The sequence below is a fragment of the Luteibacter rhizovicinus genome, from assembly GCF_004342265.1.
Classification (GTDB): domain Bacteria; phylum Pseudomonadota; class Gammaproteobacteria; order Xanthomonadales; family Rhodanobacteraceae; genus Luteibacter; species Luteibacter rhizovicinus_B.
Genome location: NZ_SMCS01000004.1, coordinates 143,272 through 162,099, shown reverse-complemented (window position 1 = coordinate 162,099; position 18,828 = coordinate 143,272). Strand labels below are relative to the sequence as shown.

At 63.5% G+C, this 18,828-nt stretch carries 17 protein-coding genes; 1 reads left to right on the top strand and 16 read right to left on the bottom strand.

Translation table 11 applies throughout. The features are described from left to right. Nucleotides 1-111 precede the first annotated feature (111 nt). The 15 genes from tolB to EC912_RS11455 all read right to left on the bottom strand — a co-directional run bounded on the left by tolB (nt 112) and on the right by EC912_RS11455 (nt 13,322). Complete coding sequence (tolB, locus tag EC912_RS11525; RefSeq protein ID WP_132144122.1) at nt 112-1,428, bottom strand: Tol-Pal system beta propeller repeat protein TolB; 1,317 nt, start codon at nt 1,426-1,428, stop codon at nt 112-114. 123 nt (nt 1,429-1,551) lie between these two features. Beyond that, nucleotides 1,552-2,493 (bottom strand): cell envelope integrity protein TolA, encoded by a 942-nt coding sequence (locus EC912_RS11520; RefSeq protein WP_132144120.1) that lies wholly within the window; start codon nt 2,491-2,493, stop codon nt 1,552-1,554. Continuing rightward, on the bottom strand, nt 2,480-2,923 hold the full coding sequence (gene tolR / locus EC912_RS11515; RefSeq protein WP_132144118.1) for a protein TolR: 444 nt from the start codon (nt 2,921-2,923) through the stop codon (nt 2,480-2,482). Before tolR ends, EC912_RS11520 begins: the two co-directional genes overlap by 14 nt. Nucleotides 2,924-2,942: 19 nt before the next feature. Next, a complete protein-coding gene (tolQ, locus tag EC912_RS11510) occupies nt 2,943-3,626 on the bottom strand; it encodes a protein TolQ (protein WP_132144117.1) in 684 nt (227 codons plus the stop codon). A gap of 29 nt (nt 3,627-3,655) precedes the next feature. Then, nucleotides 3,656-4,063: a tol-pal system-associated acyl-CoA thioesterase gene (gene ybgC, locus EC912_RS11505; RefSeq protein WP_132144115.1), complete on the bottom strand. Its 408-nt coding sequence runs from the start codon at nt 4,061-4,063 to the stop codon at nt 3,656-3,658. Beyond that, the gene (gene ruvB, locus EC912_RS11500; RefSeq protein ID WP_132144113.1) at nt 4,060-5,100 is read right to left on the bottom strand and encodes a Holliday junction branch migration DNA helicase RuvB; all 1,041 of its coding nucleotides are present in this window, start codon (nt 5,098-5,100) and stop codon (nt 4,060-4,062) included. The genes ybgC and ruvB overlap by 4 nt, the downstream gene beginning before the upstream one ends. Before the next feature lie 67 nt (nt 5,101-5,167). Next, entirely contained in the window at nt 5,168-7,054 is a 1,887-nt protein-coding gene (locus EC912_RS11495; RefSeq protein WP_132144111.1) for a potassium transporter Kup, read from the bottom strand. Nucleotides 7,055-7,068: 14 nt separating this feature from the next. Further along, on the bottom strand, nt 7,069-7,668 hold the full coding sequence (ruvA, locus tag EC912_RS11490; protein ID WP_132144109.1) for a Holliday junction branch migration protein RuvA: 600 nt from the start codon (nt 7,666-7,668) through the stop codon (nt 7,069-7,071). After that, nucleotides 7,665-8,186 (bottom strand): crossover junction endodeoxyribonuclease RuvC, encoded by a 522-nt coding sequence (gene ruvC, locus EC912_RS11485; protein ID WP_132144107.1) that lies wholly within the window; start codon nt 8,184-8,186, stop codon nt 7,665-7,667. The genes ruvA and ruvC overlap by 4 nt, the downstream gene beginning before the upstream one ends. A gap of 35 nt (nt 8,187-8,221) precedes the next feature. Next, the gene (locus EC912_RS11480) at nt 8,222-8,971 is read right to left on the bottom strand and encodes a YebC/PmpR family DNA-binding transcriptional regulator (RefSeq protein ID WP_132144105.1); all 750 of its coding nucleotides are present in this window, start codon (nt 8,969-8,971) and stop codon (nt 8,222-8,224) included. Nucleotides 8,972-9,044: 73 nt separating this feature from the next. After that, a complete protein-coding gene (locus EC912_RS11475) occupies nt 9,045-9,677 on the bottom strand; it encodes an esterase/lipase family protein (protein WP_132144103.1) in 633 nt (210 codons plus the stop codon). A gap of 13 nt (nt 9,678-9,690) precedes the next feature. Continuing rightward, complete coding sequence (gene aspS / locus EC912_RS11470; protein ID WP_132144101.1) at nt 9,691-11,457, bottom strand: aspartate--tRNA ligase; 1,767 nt, start codon at nt 11,455-11,457, stop codon at nt 9,691-9,693. Nucleotides 11,458-11,563: 106 nt separating this feature from the next. After that, nucleotides 11,564-12,199, bottom strand: a complete 636-nt coding sequence (locus tag EC912_RS11465; protein ID WP_132144099.1) for a DUF3011 domain-containing protein — start codon at nt 12,197-12,199, stop codon at nt 11,564-11,566. 105 nt (nt 12,200-12,304) lie between these two features. Then, a complete protein-coding gene (locus EC912_RS11460) occupies nt 12,305-12,910 on the bottom strand; it encodes a DUF3011 domain-containing protein (protein WP_132144097.1) in 606 nt (201 codons plus the stop codon). A gap of 106 nt (nt 12,911-13,016) precedes the next feature. After that, nucleotides 13,017-13,322: an FmdB family zinc ribbon protein gene (locus EC912_RS11455; RefSeq protein ID WP_132144095.1), complete on the bottom strand. Its 306-nt coding sequence runs from the start codon at nt 13,320-13,322 to the stop codon at nt 13,017-13,019. A 373-nt stretch (nt 13,323-13,695) separates the two neighbouring features. Between EC912_RS11455 and EC912_RS11450 the strand changes: the two genes are divergently transcribed. After that, entirely contained in the window at nt 13,696-16,068 is a 2,373-nt protein-coding gene (locus EC912_RS11450; protein ID WP_132144093.1) for a TonB-dependent receptor plug domain-containing protein, read from the top strand. A gap of 136 nt (nt 16,069-16,204) precedes the next feature. Here EC912_RS11450 and clpB read toward each other — a convergent pair whose 3' ends face one another. Then, nucleotides 16,205-18,787: an ATP-dependent chaperone ClpB gene (gene clpB / locus EC912_RS11445; protein ID WP_132144091.1), complete on the bottom strand. Its 2,583-nt coding sequence runs from the start codon at nt 18,785-18,787 to the stop codon at nt 16,205-16,207. Between the last annotated feature and the right edge of the window lie 41 nt (nt 18,788-18,828).

Below are 18,828 nucleotides of genomic sequence, written 5' to 3'. Positions count from 1 at the left end.
GTGGAACGCCGTTACCAGTTAAATCTTTCGTCCGCAGAAAAGGCGCGGATGCCCGCGCCCTTTCCCTGGACTTTGCCAAAGTCGCGCGCCGCTTATGCGACGTCGCGCCAATCAGCGCTGTCTGTATGGACCCCAGGACGGTTCGCGAACATCACCATCCGAGAGGACGAGACGCTGACGCACCAGACCGTCGGCCGAAACCGCGTAAAGGACGCCGCGCGTACCCTGCGATGCGGCATAAAGCAGCATGCTGGCATTTGGCGCGAAGCTAGGCGAATCGTCCACGTTGCCGGGAGATACGAAGCGCACCTGATTCCCCAGGCTACGGTCCATGATTGCGATACGATACACGTTCCCGTTGCCCTGCACCATCGCAATCTGCTTCCCGTCGAAGCTGAGCGAGGGGCTGGCGTTGAAGCCGCCCTGGAAGGTGAGGCGCGTGGCGTTGCCGCCCGAGATCGACGTCTGGTAGAGCTGCGGCTTGCCCGAGCGATCCGAAGTGAAGATCAGGCTCTGGCCGTCCGGCGTAAAGGTCGGCTCGGTGTCGATCGCGAAGTTGTTCGTGACCCGGGTTTCGGTGCGGCTGGCCACGTCGATGATGAAGATTTCCGGGTTGCCCACATAGGACAGGCTGACGGCTAGTTTGCTGCCGTCCGGCGACCAGGCCGGTGCGCTGTTGATGCCCTTCGGGTGCGATGCGATCAGGCTACGCGAGCCGGTTCCGATGTTCTGCACGTAAACGGCCGAGTTGCCGCTTTCGAACGAAACATAGGCGAGCTTGCTGCCGTCCGGCGACCAGGCCGGCGAAAGCAGGGACTCGCGCGATCGAGCCACCACCTGCGGATTGAAACCATCCGAGTCGGCCACGATCAGCGAATAAGTAGTGTTATTGCTCACGCCAACGGCGGTGACATAAGCGATACGAGTCCAGAACGCGCCACGGACGCCGGTGATCTTTTCATAGATCTGGTCGGCGATCTGGTGGGCCACGCCGCGCAGGTCGCCGGACGGTGCCGTGAACGACTGGGCAAGCAGGCTCTGCTGACGATTGACATCCCACAGTTCGTATTCGACGCGAATCATCCCGCCGCCGGCATCCGCGATGCGGCCGATGGTCAGATAGTCCTGCTTGAGCAGGCGCCAGGTCGCGAACTTGATGTCGGCACCCTTCGACGGCGCTTCGACGATGTCGGCCTTGTCCAGCGAGCGGAACTTGCCCGAACGGTTGAAGTCGGCGCGGATCACGTCGGCGACATCGGTCGGCAGCGGTGCCCCGCCTTGCTGTGCGAAGGGAACGACGGCGATCGGCGTGGCGGTCTTGAGGCCGTTCGCGATCTCGACGTTGAGCGACTGGGCAGCCACCGGACCGGCCACGAAGGCGGCCACGAGCGACACGAGTATGGCTAGGCGGGAAATCGTTCTGCGCATGGGCTGATTCATTGCGACCTGGATATAGGGAAACGGCTACGGGATGTTAACCCGGCCCGGAGGCCGAGCATGACCGAGGTCTGAACCGCCGCGCGCCCAACGGGACGCGCTGGCGGCCCATCATTAAGGCCGGAAGGTGAAGGTGATGTCGCGTTGGTAGACATCCTCGAACCCGGCATACGGAAGCGGCTGGGCACGTAGTACGGCATTTTCGACGTACGTACGCTGCGATGCGTTGTACGGGCAGCTGGCATCGACCTTGACGCTGGTTACCTGCCCACCGGGGATCTGGATCACATGAACCTGGCAGGGCACGTTCGGCATATCGTCCGGGCGGGTGTAGTTGGCCGTCACCGCGTTCTGGATCGCCGCGATGTACAGACCCAGCTTGCCGCTGTCTTTTCCATTGGTACCCGTCTGCTTCTGGGCGGCCGCGGGCAGGTCGGGCAGACCGTCGTCCTTCGCATTCTGCAGATCCTTCAGTTGCTGCTCGGCCTGCTTCTTCGTCGAATCGGCTTTCTTCGTCTGCGCCTTGGCGGCATCGAGCTGCTTGAAGATCTCGTCGATCTCCTTCTGCTTTTCCTGCTTTTTCTTTTCGTTCTGCGCGTCGATTTCGGCCTGCTGCTGCCGCTGCTTTTCTTCCTGGAGCTTCTTCGCGTCCTCGGCCTTCTGCAGAGCGTCGTCGACGACCTTTTCCTGATCCTTGACGTCGGGCTGCTTGGGCGGCGGCGGCAAAGTCGGCACCGGCGGCTTCACCGGCTGAGGAGGCGTCGGAGCCGGAATAACCTGCGGCGGTGGCGTGGTGTCCGGCGTCGGCTTGACCTTGGTCGCCTTTGGCGGCGGACTGCCCGTCGGCCCAACCAGCGTCGCCTCGATGATCTGACCGGGCAGCTCGAGCGGCGCCGGACACTTCATCGGATTCCAATCCGCGGGCACGCCCAGTCGCTCGGCGTACTCTTCGTACGTCGAGCAGGGAATGATCGCAAAGGCCAGGAAGGCCACGATGCCAAGATGCAGCAGCGCGGCGAGAACGACCGCGCGGGACGTTTCCTTACGGTTTGCCATTCTTCGCGCCCGACTCCGGCTGGCTCATCAGGCCGATCTTGGACACGCCGGCCTCCTGCAGGATGGGCAGGATCGCGTAGACCTTGCCGTAGCCGACACGGTTGTCGCCAGCCACCAGGACCTGAAGCTCGGGATTGGAATTGTGATAAGCCGTGATCCGCGTACGGAACTCGTCCGCGCTGACCGGCTGGCGCTTCTCGCCCTCGGCCGTCAGGTATATCTGCCCCGTTTCGTCAACGGAGACGACGACGGGATCTTTCTTGTCCTGCAAGGACTTGGCGTTGGTCTGCGGCAACTGGATGTCGACGCCGAGATTCATCATGGGCGTGGTGACCATGAAGATGATCAGCAGCACGAGCATCACGTCGATATAGGGAACGACGTTGATCTCGGACTTCAGTTTTCGCTTTTGCCGGCGATGGGGGCGCATGGTAGTGATCGCTCCGGCCTCAGGCGACGTCGTCGGCGTGGATCTGCCGCTGCAGCACCGAAGAGAATTCTTCCTGGAATACTTCGTAGCGGGAAGCCAGGCGCTCGACCTTGTTGGCGTAGCGGTTGTATGCCCACACGGCCGGGATAGCGGCGAACAGGCCCATGGCCGTCGCGATCAGCGCTTCGGAAATATGCGGCGCGACCACGGCGATGGTGACGTCCTTCATTTCGCCCAGGCCCTGGAACGCGCCCATGATGCCCCAGACGGTACCGAACAGACCGACGTACGGGCTGATCGAACCGACGTTGGCGAGGAATTCGAGGTTCTGTTCCAGCTTGCCGATTTCGCGGGTGCCGGCCACGCGCATGGCGCGCTCGGAACCTTCCATCACGCGGTTGACGTCGGTCACGCGACGCTGGCGCTGGCGGGCGAACTCACGGAAGCCGGCTTCGAAGACGTTCTCGATGCCATGCTGGCCGTCGCGGTTACCCACTTCGCGGAACAGGGCAGCCAGGTCGGCGCCGGACCAGAAGCGGTCCTCGAACGACTCGGCGTTCTCGTGCGCCTGCTTCAGCTGCGAGTACTTGCGGATGATGATCACCCAGGACAGGAACGAGAAGACCAGCAGCAGGAGCATGACCAGCTGCACCGGCAGGCTCGCTTCCGCGACCAGCTTGAAAATGTTCAGTCCACCGTTCATCGCTTCTGGGCTCTCCGCCGGGTATGTCTTTAAGGGGTAGGGAAATGTTGGGGAAACAGGTCGCCCGGAATCTGCGCCGGCCGCATCGTTACGAGGTCGACACAGGCAACGCGCACCGTGGCGCGGACCAGCACCGTGCCGTCACCGCGCGCGATCTCCTGGGCGAACAGCATACTGGCTGAGCGCCTCTCTTTGACTGCCACGGAAACAGCGAGTTCATCATCCAGACGGGCCGGGCGCAGGAAATCGAGCTGCATATCGCGAACGACGAAGGCCAGACCGGTGCGCTCGCGCAGCCCGACCTGGTCGATACCCTGTGCGCGAAGCCATTCCGTACGAGCCCGCTCCATGAATCGGAGGTAGTTCGAGTGGTAGACGACGCCACCGGCGTCGGTGTCTTCCCAGTAGATTCGCACGGGCCACGTGAACGTCGTCATGCATCGCCCGCGAACAGGTCCGGCGCCATCGACTGGCGCGGCGGCGGGTTCAGGCCCAGATGGCGCCACGCTTTCGCCGTCGCCATACGGCCGCGGGCCGTGCGGATCAGATAGCCCTGCTGGATCAGATAGGGCTCCACGACGTCTTCCAGCGTGCCACGGTCCTCGCTGAGCGCCGCGGCCAGCGATTCCACGCCAACCGGACCGCCCTCGAAGTTTTCGATGATGACGCTGAGCAGGCGGCGATCCAGATCGTCGAATCCCTGCATGTCGACCTTGAGCATGTCCATCGCTGCACGGGCCAGGTCGTGGCTGATGCGTCCGTCGCCGCGTACTTCGGCGAAGTCGCGGACTCGCCGGAGCAACCGGTTGGCGATACGCGGCGTACCGCGCGCACGGCGGGCGATTTCGACGGCGCCCTCCAGCTCGCAGGCGATGCCGAAGATCTTCGCCGCGCGACGGACGATCGCGGTCAACTCATCGACGCTGTAGAACTCCAGCCGCTGGATGATGCCGAAACGGTCGCGCAGCGGTCCCGTGAGCAGACCCGCGCGCGTGGTCGCGCCGATCAGGGTAAAGGGGGGCAGGTCGAGCTTGATCGAACGGGCCGCGGGACCTTCGCCGATCATGATGTCGATCTGGAAGTCTTCCATCGCCGGATAGAGCACTTCCTCGACCACGGGCGACAGGCGGTGGATTTCGTCCACGAACAGCACGTCGTTCGCTTCGAGGTTGGTCAGCAGCGCGGCGAGATCGCCTGCGCGCTCAAGTACGGGACCCGACGTGGATCGCAGGTTCACACCCAGCTCGTTGGCGATGACATGCGACAACGTCGTCTTGCCGAGGCCGGGCGGTCCGAAGATCAGCACGTGATCCAGCGCCCCGCCCCGCTTGCGCGCGGCCTCGATATAAATCGACATCTGCTCGCGCACCGTCTCCTGGCCAAGATACTCGGCGAGGCGTTTGGGGCGGATGCTGGCCTCCAGCGCCTCGTCGTCCATGGCGGCCGCGGTGGAGATGATGCGGTGTTCGGTCATTGACGCATTATGGCAGGACGAGGGGCCCAATGGCCCCTATATCCCTGCCTGCCGGACGCCCGGCAGGTCAGATTTCGACCTGCGCACCCAATTCGATCAGGCGATTGCCCGGAATCTGGAAGAACGCCGTCGCCGGCAGCGCGTTTCTCGCCATGAACGCGAACAGCTTGTCCCGCCACAGGGCCATGCCGGGACGCCTGGCATCGGCGACGATGGTTTCGCGCGACAGGAAGAACGTCGTGTCCATCATGTCGAAATCGAGGCCGAGATTCGTGGCGCGGCTCAGCGACAACGGGATGTTCGGATCTTCCGCGAAACCGAAGCGCAGTTGCAGACCGAAGAAGCCCCCGCCGAAATCGATGACTTCCATGCGCTCGTCGGCTTCGGCCAGCGGGGTTTCCAGCATCTCCACCGTCAACAGCACATTGCGCTCATGCAGCACTTTGTTGTGCTTGAGGTTGTGCAACATCGCGTGCGGCACGGAATTCTGATTCGCGGTCAGGAACACCGCCGTGCCAGGCACGCGCAGCGGCGGATGATCGGAGATGTTGGCGATGAAGGGTTCGAGCGCCAGACCGGACTGCTTGATTTCCCGCACCACCAGTTCCCTGCCGCGTCGCCACGTCGTCATCATCGCGAAGATAACGACGCCGAGTACCAGCGGGAACCAGCCACCGTGGGCGATCTTCAGTGCGTTCGCTCCGAAGAATGCCAGATCGATGATAAGGAACAGGACGCCGACCGAAATGACCGCCGACCAGTGCCAGTGCCAGCGCTTGCGCGCCACGACCAGTGCCAGCAGCGTGGTCATCGTCATCGTGCCGGTCACCGCGATACCGTAAGCGGCACCCAGGTTGTTCGACGAGCGGAAGCCCAGCACCGCCAGCATGACCAGGACCAGCAGCAGACGATTGATCCACGGCACGAAGATCTGCCCGGACATCTCGCGGGACGTATGCACCACCGCCATACGCGGCGAATAGCCAAGCTGCATGGCTTCGCGCGTCATCGAGAACGCACCGGAAATCACCGCCTGCGACGCGATGACGGCGGCCATAGTCGACAACGCGATCATGGGATAGAGAAAGTCGTCGGGCACCATCTTGTAGAACGGATTTTCGATGGCGGACTGGTCGTGCAGCAGCAGCGCGCCCTGCCCGAAATAGTTGATCAGCAAGGCGGGCAGCACGAAACCGAACCACGCAACGCGGATCGGTTTTTTACCGAAGTGCCCCATGTCCGCATACAGCGCCTCGGCGCCGGTCAGCGCCAGTACCACGCCGCCAAGCGCGATGAACGCCTGCTTTTTGTGTTCGAGGAAGAAGTCGACCGCATAGATCGGGTTGACCGCCGCCAGTACCTGAGGATGCTGGACCAACTGATTCAGGCCCAGCATGGCAAGCACGAGGAACCACAAAGTCATCACCGGCGCGAAGGCCTTGCCCACCGTCGCGGTGCCGTGCCGCTGGACCGCGAAGACGAAAAACAGGATGACCAGACTGATCGGGACCACGTAGTCCTCGAGCTGTGGCGTCGCGACCTCAAGACCTTCGACCGCCGACAATACCGAAATCGCAGGTGTGATCACGCCGTCACCATAGAACAGCGACGCGCCGAAAATACCGATGGCGGCCAGCACCCAGCGCGCTCGCGGAGACCCGCTGACACTGCGCTGCGCAAGCGCCATGAGCGCCATGATGCCGCCCTCGCCCTTATTGTCCGCGCGCATCACGAAGGTCACGTATTTCAGTGAAACCACCATGATCAGCGCCCAGAAAATGAGCGACAGAATGCCCAGCACGGCGGCCGGCTGTGGCGACATCCCGTGTGTGCCCAACGTTTCTTTCATCGTGTACAGCGGGCTCGTGCCGATGTCGCCGAATACGACACCGATCGCGCCAAGCGCGAGAGCGCCGAGGCGTTTGCCATGCGCGTGCTGTACGTCCGTCTGCATCTCCGGATTCACTATCAGCCCCCCAGAGCGGCGCGTAGCGCCTTGCGAATGATGGCCTCGGCGGTATCGCCTTCGGCCGCGGCCTTACCGACCAGCCTGGCGGCTTCCGGTGGCTTGTAACCCAATTGCTGGAGCGCGATCGTCGCCTCGCCAACCGGGTCGGTCGGCAGTTCGCCCATCGCTCCGTTGACGCCCGGCAGGCGAACGCCCACGGCATCCACACGATCGCGAAGCTCGACCACCATGCGTTCGGCGGTTTTCTTGCCGATGCCCGGAATTTTGGTCAGCGCGGCGATATCGCCCGAATGCACCATACGCGCGAGATCGTCGGTAGCCACGCCGGAAAGAACCGCCAGCGCGATCTTCGCGCCGATACCGCTGACCTTCAGCAGATTGCGGAACATGGCCCGCTCGGTTTCGCGCAGGAAACCGTATAGCGCCACGCCGTCTTCCTTGACCGCGTAATGGGTAAGCAAGGTCACTTCGCGGCCGGTGGCCGGCAGGTCGTAGATCGTCGACATAGGCGCGTCGACGTCATAACCCACGCCACCCACTTCGATGAGCAGGGACGGCGGTTGCTTGCTGATAAGGGTGCCACGCAGTCGACCGATCATCGGCGACGCCTCCATGCGGTGCGCGGAATACCCACGCGTTGAATGCTCGAACGCGTATGCGCGTGTGCGATGGCGATCGCCAGCGCATCGGCCGCGTCCGCCTGCAACGGGCCTTTCAGGCCGAGAATGATGCCGATCATGTGCTGGACCTGGGTCTTGTCGGCGCGGCCCGTACCCACCACAGCCTGCTTGACCTCGGTCGCGGCATATTCGTGCACGGGGATTCCCTGGCTGACGACGGCACAGATGGCGGCGCCGCGCGCCTGCCCCAGCTTTAATGCCGAGTCGGCGTTACGTGCCATGAATACACGCTCGATCGCGGCTTCCGCCGGACCGTGCGTGCCGATGATGGCGCACAACTCGTCAAATATGCGTTTGAGGCGCAGGGGAAACGTTTCTTCGCCCACGACGACCAGCGCGCCGTGGAAAACATGCTTCAGGGAACCATCGTCGGCCACGTCGATTACACCGACGCCCGTGCGCTGACTGCCCGGATCGATGCCGAGAATGCGGACCATGCTTGAAGGGTGCCGATACGAGTGAGGCCGAGACCTTACTCCTGATCGGCGTCCTCGGGGGGAAGCAAGGCGTTGTGATAGACCTCGTCGACGTCGTCCAGGGCGTCCAGGCGCTCGAGCAGCTTCTCGAAATGCTCAAGCGCTTCGCCGGTCGGCGTGACCAGCGGACCGTTCGGACGCATGACGACATCGGAGCTGTCGACCTTGAAACCGGCGGCGGCGAGCGCCTTGCGCATTGCCTCGACCGCAATGGGATCGGCGGCCAGCAGGACGGTACCGACACCGTTGGCGATTACGACGTCTTCCGCGTCGTTCTCGATCGCGGCTTCCTCGAGCTTCGACTCGACGCCCGCATCGCCACCGGTGTGGACGACGACCTGCCCCACGCGGGTGAACTGGAATGCCACCGAATTGGTGGTGCCCATGTTGCCGCCAAGCTTGTTCAGCGCGGCGCGCACGTCCGCGACGGTGCGGGTCTGGTTGTCGGTCACGCAGTCGATGATCAGCGCGGTACCCGCCGGGCCGTAGCCTTCGTAACGGATTTCGTGCATGTCGGCGCCGCCGTCGGCACCCGAGCCGCGCTTGATCGCGCGATCGATGGTGTCGCGAGTCATATTGGCCGACAAAGCCTTGTCCACGGCCGCGCGCAGGCGCGGGTTCTCCGCGGGAATGGGTACGCCGCCGCGGGTCGCGATGGTGATTTCGCGGATCAGCTTGGTGAATACCTTGGCGCGCTTGGCGTCTTCGGCATTCTTGCGACCTTCGATGGACGGGCCTCTACCCATAACATTTCCTGCCACTTACAGACGGACAAGCGGCGGATTTTACCCGAATGGCGAGCGCGTGCGAGGGAAACCCTCAGGCGACCTCGAAACGCCCGTCGCGCAGGAACGAAATCACCTGGCGCGCCACATCCGCGGACACCAGCAGGCCCGTGTGACTGGTTTCCAGCGTGCAATGGGCGGCGATACCGGGTAGCCGGGTTTCCGCCACGGCCACCGAGCCGTCGTGCTCGGTGTTCAGATCGCCCAGAAACGCGCCAAGCCCCATGGGCATGCGCCCGGCGACCATGCCGACCTCGCGTCCGCCGTCCCAGCGCTCCAGTCCGTGTTCGAGCAGTTCGCGACTGCGGCCGAGCAGCATGTCGCCACCCCAATGCCCCGTCAGGCCACGCGCGGCGGCGCTGCCGGCAAGCGGCGAACCCAGACAGACGATCCTGCCGGCCGGCAGGTCGTCCTGCTCGCGACAGGCCAGCAGGGCCAGGATGCCGCCCAGGCTATGGCCCACGATATGGACCGGCGCGGGAGCCAGCGCCTTCATACGCTTGCGCAGTCGCTCGATCGCCTTTTCGGGGGGCGAGGCCACGCTCATGTATTCGAAGCGGTGGACCTCGAAATTCGCTTCGCGCAGGCGACGTTGCAGCATCGCCAGCGCGAATCCCCTCATCCACAGGCCGTGCAGCAGAATGACCTGGGGCGCATCGGCGCTCATCGCATGCGGGCCGTCAGGCCTTCGGCTCGATGGCGACCCGCACGTGCAGTTCCTTCAGCTGCGGATCGGAGATCGTCGACGGTGCGTCGGTCATCAGATCCTGTGCGCTGGTGGTCTTCGGGAAAGCGATAACGTCGCGGATCGACTCGGTACCCGCCATCAGCGCGGCGATACGGTCGATACCGAAGGCCAGGCCACCGTGGGGCGGCGCACCCATGCGCAGCGCCTTCAGCAGGAAGCCGAACTTCGCGTCGGCCTCTTCCGCACCGATGCCCAGCAGTTCGAATACCGCGCTCTGCATGTCGGGACGGTGGATACGGATGGAGCCTCCGCCGATTTCGTTGCCGTTGAGCACCATGTCGTAGCCGCGACTGACCGAGTTCGCGGCGTTGGCGCGCAGATCGGCGATGTCGTCGACCTTCGGTGCCGTGAACGGATGATGCAGGGCGACGTAACGCTTTTCGTCGGCGTCGTATTCGAACATCGGGAAGTCGGTAACCCACAACGGCTTCCAGGCATTTTCGACCAGACCGCGGTCGCGACCGACCTTGATACGCAGGGCGCCCATGAAGTCGGTGACCGTCTTCCACGCGCCCGCGCCGAAGAACACCAGATCGGTGTCCTGCGCGCCGGTCAGCGCGAGGATTTTCTCCAGCGCGGCATCGTCGAGGAACTTCAGCACCGGCGAGGCAACGCCTTCGCGGCCCTTGGCCAGGGATTCGATTTTCATCCACGCCAGGCCCTTCGCGCCGTACTTGCCGGCGTATTCGGCGAGCAGGTCGATGTCCTTGCGGGAAAGGTCCGAGCCGCCCGGCACGCGCAGCGCGGCCACGCGGCCCGCCGGGTCGTTGGCCGGTTCGGCGAACACCTTGAACTCCACGTGTTTCACCGCCTCGGCGATGTCGTTGAGTTCAAGGGGAATGCGCAGGTCGGGCTTGTCCGAGCCGAAGCGGCGCATGGCCTCTTCGTACGTCATGCGCGGGAAGCTGGCATCCAGCTCGACCTTGCGCACTTCGCGGAACACGTGACGGATCAGGTCCTCGACGAAATCCTGCACGTCGCGTTCTTCGACGAAGGCGAACTCCAGGTCGAGCTGGGTGAATTCCGGCTGGCGATCGGCGCGCAGGTCTTCGTCGCGGAAGCAGCGGGCGATCTGATAGTAACGATCGAAGCCGGCCATCATCAGCAACTGCTTGAACAGCTGCGGGGACTGCGGCAGCGCGTAGAACTGACCCGGATGCACGCGACTGGGCACCAGGTAGTCGCGCGCGCCTTCCGGCGTGGCCTTGGTCAGGATCGGCGTCTCGATATCCTGGAAACCCGCGTTATCCAGATAGCGGCGCAGCTCGCGCACCAGCGCGGTACGCGTGCGCATCATCTGCTGCATTTCCGGGCGGCGCAGGTCCAGATGACGGTACGTCATCCGCATGTCTTCGTTCGGCGTCTCGTGCAGCGCGAACGGCAGATCGCGAGCCGCGTTGAGGATTTCCACGCGCCCGGCGATGAGCTCCACCGTGCCGGTCTTCAGCTTGTCGTTGGACGCAAGGCGCTTGCGGATCTGGCCGGTGACCCTGATGCAGAACTCGTAGCCGAGCTCACCCGCGATGGCGAACGCATCGGCGTTCTCGCGCTCGATCACGACCTGGGCAATGCCCTCGTGGTCGCGAAGGTCGACGAAGGCCACGTGGCTCTGAAGACGAAGCGTATTGACCCAACCGCAGAGGGTGACGTCCTGGCCGATCAGCGACTCGTCGATCAGACCGCAAAAGTGCGTGCGCATGCGCGTGAAGACTCCGGGCCGCCGTGGCGGCGTAAAGCAGTGAAAAGACCCCGGATCGTACCATGACACGGGGTCTCCCAAGGCCGCCGGAGATCACGCGGGGCGCTCAGTCGTATACCTCGAAAATACCGCGGCAGCCCTTGTCCACCCAAACGCCGGCCCGGTTCCACCCCCAGCTGTAACCTTCCTGGCAACGGGCGTCGGACAGTTGCCGGATCATCCGGCCATCGTGATTGCCGCGCCCCGCGAGACAGACGCGATACCGCCGCTCCCGGCTATTGCATTCGACAACGCGCGAGGACGTGGCACCGCCCGGCCGGGCCTCCCCGGCCCTGTGCGTTTCATCGTACGGTCGAGCCCAGTCGAACCCTCCATGGCCGCGATCGCGGTCCAGCACCCCCGTCCGGTCCCGATCGCGAGATTCATCGGCATGAACAATTCTTGCGCGCCGGACGTGGATGGATTCGCGATCGGAGACCTCGGCAAACCGGGCCCGGCAACCCCGATCCACCCACAAGCCTTCGCGATCCAGGCCCCAGTTAACTCCTCGTTCGCAATAGGCTTTCGACAACCCCTTGACCACTTTGGCGTCCTGCCAGGTCACAAAGCAGCGAGTGAAGCGGGCATCCTGGCTCTCGCACGTGACGGGCCCCTCCTGCGCGAGTGCTTGCGAGAGGAACGACCAGGCACCGGTGAGTCCGGTAACGATAACAACGAGAAAGACGATAGCGGCGACGCGCATGGCAACTCCTTGTAGCTGTCTTGGCTTCCTGCCGAAACAATACGTACGTCGCCCTAACCCCGAGGACAGTTAACTTCACCGATGCACGTAGGCGCTCGCCCCAGCTCAGCGTACGTCGACTGAAAACTGCGCCCGGCAGCCCCGGTCCACCCAGATACCGCGACCGTCCCAGCCCCAGCCCTCGCCTTCGTTGCAGCGCGCGTCGGACTTGCGCTTGATCAGACGGACCCCGCCGCGACCGACATCGATGTTGCAGCGGTTGTACCGGCTGTTATTGCTGTCGCAATCGACGATGCGTTCGCGCCCCCAGCCACCCGGCCGGCCATAGCCATCGTCGGGACGTCCACCGCCCCAGCCCGGCCGGTCGTCGTCGTCATCCGGACGACCGCCACCCCAGCCGGGACGACCATCGTCGTCACCCCAGCCAGGACGCCCGCGCGCGGGAACGAACTGGCCACGGCACCCTTTGTCGACCCACAGGCCCTGACGATCCATGCCCCAGCTACGGCCTCGCTCACACGGGGCATTCGAATCCTGGCGAACCAGCTCGGCATCGCGCCAGGGCACATCGCATCGGGTAAAACGTCCGCCATTGCTATCGCAATGGATCGGGCCATAGCCCTGCGCATGCGCCGTGACCGGCACGCCCACTCCCGCTCCCACGACAAACGCCACCGCCGCTATAGCGACCATGCCGACAAAACCGCGCATACGTAACTCCCGCTGTGAATGACCCCAAGCTATCGCATCATCCACAACGGCCATTGAACGGAATCGACGAAAGCGTTTCCGTCCCTGCGCGGCGATTAGCGGCCATTCAGTCGGTCGACGCGCCACCCGTGGATGGCGCGGCTGCAGGGGCGGGCGCGGGGGCCGGAGCCGCGGCCGGAGAGGCGGGCGCCCCGCTGGAGCCTTCGACCAGGTTCTTCTTTTTGTCGCCGTCCTTCTTGAAGTCGGTTTCGTACCAGCCGCTGCCAGCCAGACGGAACGACGGCGCGCTCAACATCCGCCCTACGCGGGGCTCGCCGCAGGTCGGGCAGATCTCCGGATCGGCGTCCGAGATCTTCTGCAGGCGTTCGAAGCGATGCCCGCAGGCCTGGCACTGGAATTCATAGATGGGCATGGGGGAAGCTCCGGATCTGGCGCATTGCGCGCCGTAGCCCGGCATTATCTGTCCAAAGGCCGGCTTTTCAATGGGCGCGCGCACATCCCTCTATTTCCATGGGCGCGAATGCTTGCTTGCAGGAGCCCGCTTGCGGGCGAAAGCCAACGAAGCGGTGACGATGTGCGTGGCATCCGCAGCCCATAGATCGGGCTCGCGGAGCTGAGCATCAGGCTTCCTCGCCCTGTTGGCTTTCGCCCGCAAGCGGGCTCGTACAGAAAGCGGGATTTCTTTGGACGTCTAAACGGCTGTTGACCTGGCATCGCATTTTATGCAAGCCTGACATTTCGTGCACCGCAGCATAACGCCATGGTGCCTTTCTGGGGAAGACAATATGAGCCTGCAACGCATCCGTGCACGACACGCCGCGCTTACCACCGCCATTGCCCTGGCGCTGACCGCGAACTGCTCGATGGCCCAGGACGCACCGCCGACTCCCGAAAAAGCATCCCAGCTCGACACCGTCGTGGTGACCGGCACACGTGCCACCGGACGCACGGTCAGCGAATCGCTTGCTCCCATCGACGTGCTCGGTCCACGCGACCTGCAGGCCACCGGCACCACCGAACTTGCCACGGCGCTTGCGCGCGCCCTGCCCTCGCTCAATTTTCCGCGGCCTTCGCTGACCGATGGCACGGACGGTTCCCGCCCTGCCCAGTTGCGCGGCCTCTCCCCGGATCAGGTGCTGGTGCTAGTAAATGGAAAGCGCCGGCACACAGGCGCCATCGTGAATCTCAACGGCACGCAGGGGCGTGGTTCGTCGCCGGTCGATCTCAACGCCATTCCGATCGAGGCGGTCGACCACATCGAAGTCCTGCGCGACGGCGCGGCTGCCCAGTACGGCTCCGATGCCATCGCCGGTGTCATCAACATCGTGCTCAAAGGCGGCGCGACCGGCGGCAGCGTCAACGGCACGCTGGGTAAATACAGTGCTGGCGACGGCATCCAACGCGATGGCGGCGGCGATATCGGTTTCGCCCTCGGCAAGGATGGCTGGATACGCGTGGCGGGCGATGCCGGTCACGACGACCCGACCAATCGCGCGGGCCCCGATCTGCGCAATCCCGCCGATCCCAGCTATGGCCGCGTCAACCAGCGCTTCGGCGATCCGGACGTCAAACATCAGTCGGCGTTCGTCAACGCCCAGTACAACCTGGCTCCCACGGTCACGCTGTATGCCTTCGGCAACGCGAGCAACCGCAACGCCGACGCCGCCGGCTTCTGGCGCCCCGGGCTGGACAGCCGCAACATCCGCTCGATCTATCCCGACGGCTTCCTGCCAATCATCGCCACCACGTCCAAGGACCGTTCGCTGGTTGCCGGCATCCGAGGACAGACGGCTGGATGGAACTGGGATTTCAGCGGCAACTACGGCCAGAACCAGCTGCAGTTCGATGTCGACAACAGCCTGAACACCACAATCGGCCCCACCAGTCCGACGCACTTCTACGCAGGTACGTTGCAGAACACCGAAAAGCTGGTGAACCTCGACGTATCGAAAGACTTCGACGTGAGCTGGCTGCACAGCCCGCTGACCTTTGCATGGGGCGGCGAATACCGTCACGAAAACTACGAAATCGACGCGGGCGATCCTACGTCCTACGCCGGTACCGGCGCGCAGGTTTTCCCAGGATTCCGGCCATCGGACTCGGGCTCGAACAGTCGACATAGTTATGCGGCTTACGCCGAACTGGATGCTGAAGTCACCGAGAAACTCTCGGCATCCGCGGCGGCCCGCTACGAGAAATACAGCGACTTCGGCAACACGGTCGCCGGCAAGCTCTCCGCGCGCTATGCCTTCACCGACAAAGTCGCATTGCGTGCCACGGCCTCCAATGGTTTCCGCGCGCCGTCGCTCGCACAGCAGTTTTACTCCACGACATCGACGGTATTTATCAACAGCGTGCCGTACGAAGTGCGCACGTTCCCGGTCACCAGTCCGGTCGCACAATCGTTCGGCGCGCAGAAGCTGAAGGCCGAGAAGTCGACCAATTACAGCCTCGGCCTTGTCGTGCAACCGACCGATGCCACATCGGTCACCGTCGATGCATATCAGATACGTATCGGCGACCGCATCGTCCTGTCCGAAAACCTGACGGGCACCGCCGTCGCGGCATTCCTCGCCGCGCAGGGCTATCCGGGGGTCAATGGCGGCCGCTACTTCACCAACGCCGTCGACACCCGCACGCGCGGCGTCGACATCGTGGGCAGCTGGCGGCCGAATGTTTCGGTCGGCACGCTCGACCTCAACCTTGGCTACAACTACAACAAGACCGACATCCTCAACATCGCGCCCAATCCGCCGCAGCTATCGCAGAACGGACTCACGCTGCAGCGTATCGGCCGTGTCGAACAGGGTCGCATCACGAAGGGATCGCCGCGCGACAAACTGACCCTGGGCGGTAACTACCGCCTCAGCGATTGGGGATTCCGCGCCGATCTCAGCCGCTACGGGCAGTTCACGGTATTGAGCACCGTACCGGCGAACGATCAGACGTTCTCGGCGAAGTGGGTGCTCGATCTGGCCGCCGATTACAACGTCGACAACTGGACGTTCACGCTTGGCGCGGACAACATTTTCGACAAGTATCCGGACAAGGTACTTGCGGCGAACAGTACGTCGGGGATTTTGCCGTATAGCAGCAGCTCGCCGTTCGGGTTCAATGGTGCGTTTGTTTACGGGAAGGTGGCGTATCGCTGGAAGTAACGCGTTCTAATTTTGGGAACGCGCCTGCGCGCGAAAGCCTACGGAGAAGAGAAAGCGATTTCCTCGCTACGTAGCTTTCGCGCGCAGGCGCCCTCCCACGGAGAGCAAGCACCCGATGGCCACCCGGGCCTTACTTTTACTCCGCCGAAAACAGCAGATGCGACCCGTCCGAATCCACGCGAATCGTCTGACCCGGCGCGAATGCTCCAGACAGAATCTTCTGCGCCAACGGGTTCTCCAGTTGCTGCTGAATCGCCCGTTTCAACGGACGCGCGCCATAGACCGGATCGAACCCGGCGCTACCGAGCAGATCGACCGCGGCATCGGTCAGTTCCAGTTTCAGCTGGCGATCCGCCAGACGCTTGCCGAGGTAGTCGAGCTGGATGCGCGCGATCGAACGGATCTGCCTCTTGTCCAGCGGGCGGAATACCACCAGGTCGTCCAACCGATTGATGAACTCCGGACGGAAGTGGCCCTGCACGACGCCTAGCACCGACGCCTTCATCTGCATGTAATCCGCTTCGCTGTCGCCCGCCTGCTCCTGGATCAGGTTGGAACCCAGGTTCGAGGTCATGACGATGACCGTGTTGCGGAAATCCACGGTGCGACCCTGACCGTCGGTCAGGCGTCCATCGTCCAGTACCTGCAACAGGATGTTGAATACGTCCGGATGCGCCTTCTCGACTTCGTCGAGCAGAATCACGCTATACGGCCGGCGACGTACCGCCTCGGTCAGATAGCCGCCTTCTTCGTAACCCACATAACCCGGAGGCGCGCCAACCAGCCGGCTCACGGAATGCTTTTCCATGAACTCGCTCATGTCGATGCGGATCATCGCGTCCTGCGTATCGAACAGGAATCCCGCCAGCGCTTTACACAGCTCGGTCTTGCCCACGCCCGTGGGACCTAAGAACAGGAACGAACCGTAAGGACGATTGGGATCGGACAGACCCGCGCGCGCACGACGGATCGCGTCGGATACGGCGCGAACCGCTTCGTCCTGACCGACGACACGCGCATGCAGTGCCTCTTCCATATTCAGCAGCTTCTCGCGCTCGCCTTCCAGCATCTTGGCGACGGGGATGCCTGTCCAGCGCGAAACCACTTCCGCGATTTCCTCGGCGGTGACGCGATCCTGCAACAGGGTGAAATCCTGCTGCTCCGCTGTCTGCGCGGCGGCAAGCTGCGTTTCCAGTTCCGGCAGCCTGCCGTACTGGATCTCGCTCATCCTCGCGTAGTCCTGCCGACGCTGCGCGGCCTCCAGTTCCAGACGCGCCTGCTCGATCTGTTCCTTGATCTTCGTCGCACCCTGCAGGGTGGCTTTCTCCGATTTCCAGACTTCATTGAGGTCGGAGAATTCGCGTTCGAGTTTCTCGATATCGCTTTCCAGAGTGGCCAGACGCTGCTTCGATTCCTCGTCTTTCTCCTTGCGCAATGCCTCGCGCTGGATTTTCAGCTGGATCAGGCGGCGCTCCAGACGATCGAGTTCTTCGGGCTTGGAGTCGATCTCCATGCGGATGCGCGAGGCCGCTTCGTCCATCAGATCGATGGCTTTGTCGGGCAACTGCCGATCCGGGATATAACGCGCCGAAAGCGTCGCCGCCGCGACGATCGCGGGATCGGTGATCTCCACGCCGTGATGCACCGCGTAACGCTCCTTGAGGCCACGCAGGATCGCGATCGTATCTTCCACGCTGGGTTCGCCCACGAAGACTTTCTGGAAACGGCGTTCGAGCGCCGCATCCTTTTCCACGTATTTGCGGTATTCGTCCAGCGTGGTCGCACCGATGCAATGCAGTTCGCCGCGCGCCAGCGCCGGCTTCAGCATATTGCCCGCGTCCATCGCGCCGTCGGCCTTGCCGGCACCGACCATCGTGTGCAGTTCGTCGATGAACAGGATGACGCGGCCTTCCTGCTTCGAAAGATCGTTGAGCACCGCTTTCAGGCGTTCCTCGAATTCGCCACGGAATTTCGCACCCGCGATCAGCGCACCCATGTCCAGCGACAGCACGCGCCTGTCGCGCAGGCCTTCGGGCACTTCGCCGTTAATGATGCGCTGGGCCAGTCCTTCGACGATGGCGGTCTTGCCCACGCCCGGCTCGCCGATCAGCACCGGATTGTTCTTGGTGCGCCGCTGCAGTACCTGGATCGTGCGCCGGATTTCCTCGTCGCGACCGATCACCGGATCGAGCTTGCCGTTTTCGGCACGCTCGGTAAGGTCGATGGTGTACTTCTCCAGGGCCTGGCGTTGTTCCTCGGCATTCTCGGACTGCACTTTTTCTCCGCCGCGCAGCTTTTCTATAGCCGCTTCCAGACGTTCCTTCGTAGCGCCGGCCGCCTTCAGCGCACCGCCGATTTCACCACGATCCTCCAGCGCCGCCAGGACGAACAATTCGCTCGCGATGAACTGATCGCCGCGCTGCTGCGCGAGTTTGTCGGTGAGGTTGAGCAGGCGTGTCAGTTCGTTGCCGACACTGATATTGCCTTCCTGTCCGGTGACCCGCGGAAGACGATCCAGTATTTCGGCCACGCGCTGACGCAAGGTCGGCACGTTGACCTGGGCCTGGGTCAGCAACGGGCCCGTGGAACCACCCTGCTGGTCGAGCAAAGCAGCCATCACGTGTGCCGGTTCGAGCAAGTTGTTGTCGCGCCCCACGGCCAGCGACTGGGCGTCGGCAAGGGCCTGCTGGAACCGCGACGTCAGCTTATCCATTCGCATCGGTTTCTCTCCCATATCTGTCTGGCAGCCCCGCGCCGCCA